The organism is Micromonospora violae (assembly GCF_004217135.1).
Lineage (GTDB): Bacteria > Actinomycetota > Actinomycetes > Mycobacteriales > Micromonosporaceae > Micromonospora > Micromonospora violae.
Map to the genome: position 1 here is coordinate 2,924,646 of NZ_SHKK01000001.1, position 5,702 is coordinate 2,930,347.

The 5,702-nt window shown below is 68.9% G+C and carries 5 protein-coding genes; 2 read left to right on the top strand and 3 right to left on the bottom strand.

What is annotated here, in order from left to right; genetic code table 11:
- Nucleotides 1-3: 3 nt before the first annotated feature.
- From EV382_RS13105 to EV382_RS13115, 3 genes are read right to left on the bottom strand one after another with little or no spacing between them, the layout of a single operon-like run.
- Nucleotides 4-1,152, bottom strand: a complete 1,149-nt coding sequence (locus tag EV382_RS13105; protein WP_130401869.1) for an ABC transporter ATP-binding protein — start codon at nt 1,150-1,152, stop codon at nt 4-6.
- Nucleotides 1,149-2,894, bottom strand: coding sequence for an ABC transporter permease (locus EV382_RS13110; RefSeq protein ID WP_130401871.1), 1,746 nt, complete (start codon nt 2,892-2,894; stop codon nt 1,149-1,151). Before EV382_RS13110 ends, EV382_RS13105 begins: the two co-directional genes overlap by 4 nt.
- Entirely contained in the window at nt 2,891-3,958 is a 1,068-nt protein-coding gene (locus EV382_RS13115) for an ABC transporter substrate-binding protein (RefSeq protein ID WP_208758396.1), read from the bottom strand. The genes EV382_RS13110 and EV382_RS13115 overlap by 4 nt, the downstream gene beginning before the upstream one ends.
- A 191-nt stretch (nt 3,959-4,149) precedes the next feature.
- On the opposite strand from EV382_RS13115, the gene EV382_RS13120 reads away from it, so the two are divergent.
- Nucleotides 4,150-4,956 carry a sensor histidine kinase gene (locus tag EV382_RS13120; protein ID WP_130401873.1) on the top strand — a complete coding sequence of 269 codons (807 nt, stop codon included), beginning with the start codon at nt 4,150-4,152 and terminating at the stop codon, nt 4,954-4,956.
- A complete protein-coding gene (locus EV382_RS13125) occupies nt 4,953-5,651 on the top strand; it encodes a response regulator transcription factor (RefSeq protein ID WP_130401875.1) in 699 nt (232 codons plus the stop codon). Before EV382_RS13120 ends, EV382_RS13125 begins: the two co-directional genes overlap by 4 nt.
- Nucleotides 5,652-5,702 lie beyond the last annotated feature (51 nt).

Sequence of the window (5,702 nt, forward strand, 5' to 3'; positions counted from 1 at the left end):
TGCTCAGTCGCGTGGCAGTAGGTAGGCGCGGTCGGCGTCGAAGGTGAGATCGACCGACGCCCCCTCCGCCAGCGCCTCGCTCGGGTCGCCGCCCTGCTCGGTGGCGGTGATGGTGCCGGCCACCGTCTCGATCTCGTAATCGAGGCTCGGGCCGTGGAACGTCGAGCGCAGCACGGTGCCGTTGCCACCGCTGGTGACCGGTGTGAGCCGGACCGTCTCGGGTCGGATCATCAGGACGGCGCCGTTCGCCCCGGTGGCGACGCTCGGGTGGGCGGCGACGGTGAGCTGCCGGCCCAGCACCGTGAGGGTCGCCACGCCGTCCTGGATGCGCTCGGGCGCGGCCTCGACGAAGTTCGCCTGCCCGATGAAGTCGGCCACGAACACGCTGGTCGGACGCCCGTAGATCTCGCCCGGGCGGGCTACCTGCTCCACCTTGCCCTTGTTCATCACCACGATCCGGTCGGACATGCTCATCGCCTCGTCCTGGTCATGGGTGACGTAGATGCTGGTGATGCCGAACATCTTCTGGATCCGGCGGATCTCCGCCCGCATGGCATTACGCAGTTTGGCGTCCAGGTTCGACAGTGGCTCGTCGAAGAGCAGCACCTTCGGCTGCACCACCAGCGCACGGGCCAGCGCCACCCGTTGCTGCTGGCCGCCGGAGAGCTCGTGCGGGCTGCGCTCCTCCAGCCCCACGAGGTTCATGCTGGTCACCGCCATCCGCATGGCGGTGGCGATCTCGTCCTTGCTCCGCTGCCCACGCTGCAGCCGCAGGCCGTAGGCGATGTTCTCGGCCACCGTCATGTGCGGGAACAGCGCGTAGCTCTGGAACACCATGGCCATCGGCCGTCGCTGCGGCGACAGGTGCCCGATGGTTTTGCCGTCGATCAGGATCTCGCCACCGGTCGCCTGTTCGAATCCGGCCACCATCCGCAGCGTCGTGGTCTTGCCGCAGCCGGACGGGCCGAGCAGCGTGATGAACTCTCCCGGCAGTACGTCGAGGTCGACCCGGTCGACGGCGGTGACCGTCCCGGTGCGGCCACGGAACTGCTTGGTGAGGGCGTCCAGTCGCAGGTGCCCGGAGCCGCTCTCGGGACGCAGCGCGGCGTCGGGTTCGGTGATTGGCGCTTCGACGTGCGGCGCGGCGGTCATTTCTGCTGCCCTTCGGAGGTGGCGGTGCGGTGCAGTACGGCGCCCGCGCCGACGATGATTCGGATGACCAGGAAGCCCGCCAGCACGATGGCGGTGAGGACGGTGCAGTAGGCGAACGCCACGCCGTACCGACCGGTGCTCGCGGCGCTCATCACCTGGGAGGTGATGATCTTCGTTTCCGGCGTGACCAGCAGCACGATGGTCGAGACGGAGGTCATGCTCCGGGCGAAGCTGTAGCTCAGCCCGGTCAGCAGCGCCGGGCGAATCAGCGGCAGCGTCACCCGCCGGAAGGTCTGCAGCGCGCTGGCGCCCAGATCGGTGGAGGCCTCCTCGATGTTGGGATGCAACTGGGTCAACGCGCCGACCGCGGTGCGCTGCCCGGCCGGCAGACTGCGGATCACGTACGCCAGCACGATCACGACGGCCCCCGCCGCCAGCGAGCTGCCGCCGACGAGGCTGGGGAAGACCATCACGTCGCCGACGTACCGGTCCGGGCGGTAGGCCAGCACGAAACCGATGCCGAGCACCGTGCCGGGGACCGCGACCCCCAGCGTGCCGCCCAGGTCCAGCAGCCAGGCGGTGTGCCGCAGGTGCCGCACCACCAGCCAGGCCACCATCAGGCCGACGACGCCGGCGATCGGGGTGGCGATGGCGGCGAACAGCAGGGTGTCCAGGACCGCTTCGACGCCCGGACCGGCCACGACCTCCCGCAGGTAGTCGAGCGTGAGCGTGTTGTCCACGCCGAAGACCTTCGTCACCGATCCGATGATCACGGTGCTGTAGAGGCTGACGATCACCGCGGCGACCAGCAGGGCGAGGCCGTAGATCGGCCAGCGGGCCCAGCCGGTGATGAGGTGCACGCTGCCGGACGGTCGGCCGGTGATCGTGGTGCGCACCTTGCGGTTGAGCCACCACCGCTGCCCGAAGTACATCGCCAGCGACGGCACCAGCAGGATGACGCAGTAGACCGACGCGCTGGTCAGGTCGTACTCGCCGGTGACCGAGAGGTAGGCGCGGCTGGCCAGCACGGTGTAGTCGCCGCCGAGCACCAGCGGGTTGGCCAGGTCGGCGATCGCCTCCACGAAGAGCAGCAGGAACGGGGCGACCAGGCCGGGCGCCAGCAGCGGCAGGATCACCGTGCGCAGGATGCGCCACCGGCTGGCGCCCAGGTTCATGGCCGCCTCCTCCACCGCCGGGTCGAGGCCGCGCAGCATGCCGAGCAGACCCAGGTAGGCCACCGGGAACAGCGACATCGACAGGACGAACACCAGCCCGTCCAGGCCGTAGATGTCGTACTCGAGCCCGAAGATGCCGTTGCTGATGACGCCGCGCCGCCCGTACAGGACGACGGTCGCGGTGGCCACCGCGAATGGCGGGCTGACGATCGGCATCATGGCGATGACGTGCAGGATCTTCTTGCCGGGTACGTCGAGGCGGGCCTGCACGAAGGCGAAGAGGAAGCCCAGCGCCGTACCGCCGGCCCCGACGAGCGCGCCGAGCACCAGGGTGTTGCGCAGGATCTCGAGATCGACCGACGAGGTGAAGAACTCCGCGTAGCGCGGCAACGCGCCCGGTGCGAACGCTGTGGCCAGGACCGCGATGAGCGGGATGGCCGCGCCGATCGCCACCAGCAGTACGCAGACGACGATCAGCAGGCGGATCGCCGGGTCGCCACCCCGCCGACGGCGAGCGCCGGCCGGCGGGGTGAAGGTGGAGGAACGTTCGGGGAGCAGGAGCGTCATGACTTCGGCGCCTGCGCCACTTCAGCGTCGAACCGCTTGTTCAGCGCGGACTTCGCCTGCCCGGCGACCGTCGCGTCGTAGGTCACCATCTTGATGCTCGGCAGCTTGACGACCTTGTCCGAAACCTTGGCGTCCGGGTTGGTGGGGAACTGGTACGCCTTGACCGTCGGGCCGATCTCCTGAGCCTCCGTGGTCAGCGCCCAGTCGACGAACTTCTTGCCGCTCACCGGGTTCCGCGCGCCCTTGACCAGCGCGACACCGCCGGTCTCATAACCGGTGCCCTCGGCCGGGAAGCTGACCTGCAGGTCCGGGAAGCCGGCCTCGACGGTGGCGACGCAGTCGTGCGAGAAGATGACACCGACCGCGACCTCACCCCGGGCGGCCATCTGCGCCGGGGCCGAACCGGACTTGGTGTACTGCAGCACGTTCGGGTGCAGCTTGCGCATGTACTCCAGCGACTTGGTCTGGTCGCCGCCGGCGAGCTGGACCTGCGTCCACAGCGCGGTGTAGGCGGTGCCGGAGGTGGAGGGGTGCGCCATCCCGATCTCCTTCGCGAGCTTCGGGTTGAGCAGGTCCGCCCAGGACTGCGGCACCGCTACCCCGCGCTCCGCCAGGACCTTGGTGTTGCTGCAGAAGCCGAGCGCGCCGACGTAGACGCCGGTCCAGAGACCGGTCGGGTCCTTGTACGCGTCCGGAATGATCGCCGCGTTGGCGGAGACGTACGGTTCGAGCAGGCCCTCGCTACCGGCGGCGGAGTAACCGTCGGCGGGGCCGCCGTACCAGACGTCGAACTCGGGGCTGCCCTTGCCGGCCTTGACCCGGGCCAGCGCCTCGCCGCTGGAGAGCCGGACGAAGTCGGCCTTGACCCCGGTGGACTTGCTGAACTTCTCGGTGGTCGCCGCGCACCAGTCTTCGGTGGCGCCACAGACCACGTGCACGACGTTGCCGTCGGTCGCGCTGTGGTCACCCCCGGAGTCCTGCTTGGCGCAGGCCGCCATGGTCATCGAGGTGAGCATGAGTGTGATCGACAGTGCCGCGAGACGACGCGGACGCAGGGAAACCACGGATGAGACCTCCGCAAACGGTGGTGGATCGTTGAGATGGCAGTCAGATGTGTCGACCAGATTAGGAGCGCGTGAACGTCACGACGGTGACGACGTCGTGAGCGCAGGTGACAGCGCTGTCACCAACGCGGTGTCCCGGCGACACATCGCGGCTGAAAACATGGGTGTGTGAACCAGAGGCCGAGGCAGCGATGACAAGCGTCTGGTGGGGCTTGATGATGGCGCTGGTCGGCGCCCTCGCCGGGGCGTGCGCGTGCGCGCTGGTGCTGCGCCGACGCGGCAGCAGGATGCGTGCCGAGTTGTCCACGCTGGAGCTGACGGTGCAGCGGCGCGCAGACCAGGTCAACGCGCTCAGCCACGAACTGCGCACCCCACTCAGCATGATCAAGGGTGCGGTCGACCTGCTCCGCGAAGGCACGCCCGGGCCGCTGACCCCCGCGCAGGAGAAGTTCCTCCGCCTGGTGGACAACCAGTCCACACAGGTGATCGGCCTCTGCGAGAGTCTGCTGTTACAGGCGAAGATCGAGGCCGGCCTGTTCACGCCCCGCCTGGAGAAGGCTGACGTGGCGGTGATCGTCCGTGATGTCATCGCCGGCATGCGGTCGCTGTGCGAGCAGCGCGGCCAGCGAATCACGCTGGACACCCCACAGGTGATGCCGCGTATCCTGGCCGACCCGATGTTGCTGACCCAGGCCATGACCAACCTGCTCTCCAACGCCAGTCGCTTCACCACGACCGGCGGCAGCATCCACGTGCGGGTCATGGTGGTGGACTCCGGAGTCGCCATCTACGTCACCGACGACGGCGCGGGGATGACGCGGGCCGAGCGGGAACGACTCTTCCAGCGCTTCGCCACGGGTCGGCCGCTCGTCGATGGGACCGGCCTCGGCCTGGTGATCACCAAAATCATTGTCGAACTGCACGGAGGCGAGATTCTCGTGCACACCGCATCCACCCATGGGACGACGTTCCTGCTGACCCTCCCGGGGCACCCATGAGCACCTCCCCGCGGCCCACCGTGCTGGTGGTCGACGACGAACCACAGATGGTGATCATCGTCGAGTTCGCGCTACAGACCCAGGGCTTCGACGTGCTCACCGCCTCCGACGGCGCCACCGCCCTGCACCTGCTGCGATCCCACCGGGTCGACCTCGCCATCCTCGACATCATGATGCCGACCATGAGCGGCCTGACCCTCTGCCAGCTCATCCGGGCCCGCTCCGAAACGCCCATCCTGCTGCTCAGCGCCCTCGGCCACCAACAGGACGTCATCGCCGGGTTGGAGCACGGCGCCGACGACTATGTCGTCAAACCGTTCCACCCGCGCGAGGTGGCACTGCGCGCGCAGGCGTTGATCCGCCGCCGGCGCAGCCACCCGGGCGTGATCCGGGTCGGCGAGCTCGTCATCGACCCCGCCACCCAGAGCGTGACGCTGCACCAGCAGCGAATCGACCTGCCGTTCACCGAGTTCAAACTCCTGACCCACCTGGCGAGCCAGCGGGGCGTACCGCAGTCCTGGCAGGACCTGCTCCGCACGGTCTGGGGGACGCCGGACATGCTCGGCGGCCGCGACGTGGTGAAGTCGACCGTCTACCGGCTGCGCTCCCGGTTGGCCGCGCTGCCCGGCGGCGGCAACTACCTCTGCACCCTGCGCGGCGTCGGCTACTTCGTGCCGGACGTTCCCTCCCCCTGAGTCCTGCCCGACATACGTCGCCGCTGCCATCCCGTCTGCCCCAGGGGACAC

Coding starts and splice junctions, on each gene's coding strand:
- EV382_RS13105 (WP_130401869.1), bottom strand. CDS start 1,152: ATGACCGCCGCGCCGCACGTCGAAGCGCCAATCACCGAACCCGACGCC.
- EV382_RS13110 (WP_130401871.1), bottom strand. CDS start 2,894: ATGACGCTCCTGCTCCCCGAACGTTCCTCCACCTTCACCCCGCCGGCC.
- EV382_RS13120 (WP_130401873.1), top strand. CDS start 4,150: ATGACAAGCGTCTGGTGGGGCTTGATGATGGCGCTGGTCGGCGCCCTC.
- EV382_RS13125 (WP_130401875.1), top strand. CDS start 4,953: ATGAGCACCTCCCCGCGGCCCACCGTGCTGGTGGTCGACGACGAACCA.